The sequence below is a fragment of the Microbacterium sp. PI-1 genome (genome assembly GCF_004337555.1).
Taxonomy (GTDB): domain Bacteria; phylum Actinomycetota; class Actinomycetes; order Actinomycetales; family Microbacteriaceae; genus Microbacterium; species Microbacterium aurugineum.
This window is the reverse complement of sequence record NZ_SJYZ01000056.1, coordinates 1-1,796: the sequence shown is the minus strand read 5'-3', so window position 1 is coordinate 1,796 and position 1,796 is coordinate 1. Positions and strand designations below refer to the sequence as shown.

General features: G+C 63.6%; 3 protein-coding genes. All 3 read right to left on the bottom strand.

Features of this window, described 5'->3' with window-relative positions; genetic code table 11:
• Positions 1-52: 52 nt before the first annotated feature.
• Positions 53-418, bottom strand: a complete 366-nt coding sequence (locus E0W80_RS19055) for a hypothetical protein (RefSeq protein ID WP_131494554.1) — start codon at positions 416-418, stop codon at positions 53-55.
• Entirely contained in the window at positions 415-825 is a 411-nt protein-coding gene (gene umuD, locus E0W80_RS19050; protein ID WP_131494553.1) for a translesion error-prone DNA polymerase V autoproteolytic subunit, read from the bottom strand. Before umuD ends, E0W80_RS19055 begins: the two co-directional genes overlap by 4 nt.
• Before the next feature lie 379 nt (positions 826-1,204).
• Positions 1,205-1,405 carry a hypothetical protein gene (locus E0W80_RS19045; protein ID WP_131494552.1) on the bottom strand — a complete coding sequence of 67 codons (201 nt, stop codon included), beginning with the start codon at positions 1,403-1,405 and terminating at the stop codon, positions 1,205-1,207.
• Positions 1,406-1,796 lie beyond the last annotated feature (391 nt).

Below are 1,796 nucleotides of genomic sequence, written 5' to 3'. Positions count from 1 at the left end.
TCTCCGGGACTATCGGGGGCTCCACGGCGGCCCGACTCGATGGCGCCACGAGCTACGAAATGGGGTCTGCTGCCCTCGGCGCCTGCGGTGAAGCGCAACAACAACACCTTCTCGAGAAGAGAAAGTAGATGGACAGGTCCGGGGTGAAGCGAGACAGCACGTCCATGACCCTGTTCGAGCAATCTTGGTAGAGCTCATAATTCGACGACAGGGCAGTCAGGTCGAGCCTCTTCGCGTGCGGCCGCAGCTCGAACCAGGGCTTGCCGAGATCCAGGCCGATGGCTTTCGCTTCCTTCGACGACGCCACGACCATTCCGTCGTTATTGCTCAACACGACGCAGGGGCGGTTCTCGAGACGCGGATTCACGATTCTCTCGAAGGACACGTAGGCGCTGTTGATGTCGACGTGCCCGATCATCTCCGGCTCCGATGAAACCTGAGGCTCACGGTGACCACCCCGAAGATCTCGAGTGTGGAGAGTTCGTCGACGACGACGTCGGGCCACTCGGCGTTCTCGGCGCGCAACGCCCAGGTGCCGCGTTCTCGGACGAGGCTTTTGATGGTGAAGTCGCCGTCCAGGATCGCGACGACGACATCCCCGGAGATCGCCGTCTTCGATCGGTCGACGATGACGACATCGCCGTCGTGGATGCCGGCGTCGACCATGGATGTTCCCGAGACGCGGACGAGGAAGGTGGCGGCCTGGTCCTCGATCAGCAGCTCGGTGAGATCGATCGGACCGGCGTCATAGTCTTGGGCGGGGCTCGGGAAGCCCGCCGGGACCGCGTCGAGCAGTTGCGGCAGCGGAGTGGGTTCCGTGGTCACTGAGTACGCGTACAGAGGTACGACTATTGTAGGCACTCGCTCCCCAAACTCTCGAAACCCTATTCGTAGAGTGTACGCCCGCCTCAGGGCGCTCACGAGTCCTCTGCGCGACCCCTCCCCCGGAATCACGGGGGAAATCGTGTGTATTCGTCCCCTAGCCGAGTCATCTTAGAGCGCGGCAGCAGACGCCGGCACCGGCAGCATCGAAGCGCTCGAGCTCGCTGCAAGCGGGGAACGCCGAGGACGTGCTCCACCTTCATCACCAGGCGGCAGCTCGCTCTTTACGTGACACACAGTGTCACCGCCCGGGGAACCTGTGTCACTCAAAGCGGGTTTGTGTCACCCAAAGGCGATCGCTGCTCGGGTGCCCGTTCTCCCATCACCGAGGGATGTGCTCCGCCGTCACCTGGTCACCCAGCCCCCTGCAGTCTCGCGCGGCCGCCGCCCCGGGGAGGCCGGAGAGAATCATCCACAGGAGCAGCCAGACGATCGCTCCCCCGAGGACGAACGGCACAGCTGCAGTGATGCCGAGCAGCACCAGCTCCCCCGCCCGCCAGCCCGGCGAGAACGGCCCCGCCACCAGCGACATAGAACAGCGGCGCCATCGCGCGGTGAACCACGATCCACGCCTTCGAATCGCGCACCGTGAGGGCGGTGCGGTACCCGAGGATCCGCGCCTGCGCACGGTGCCGCGACGAGAGGCGTCCGCGCACCACGCCACCAGAGCACCGACAGCAGTGATGAGGAAGGTGGCGACGAGCTCGAGCATCACTGAGGCAGCGAGACGTTCTACAGGTCGGTGAGATTTCTACAGATCCAGTGAGACAGACCTGTCGAAAACTGCTGTCCGATCTCACGAGAGTTGTCGGTTGGTGAGACAGAACATCCCCGGAAAGGCGGGTGAGTGGTGCGCTGCCGAAACTGCCGGTTGTCTCACGAAACTTGTCGGTATTCGCGTTTCGTTCTCACCC

Excerpts from the sequence above, each read along its gene's own strand:
- E0W80_RS19055 (WP_131494554.1), bottom strand. The coding sequence starts at position 418 with ATGATCGGGCACGTCGACATCAACAGCGCCTACGTGTCCTTCGAGAGA.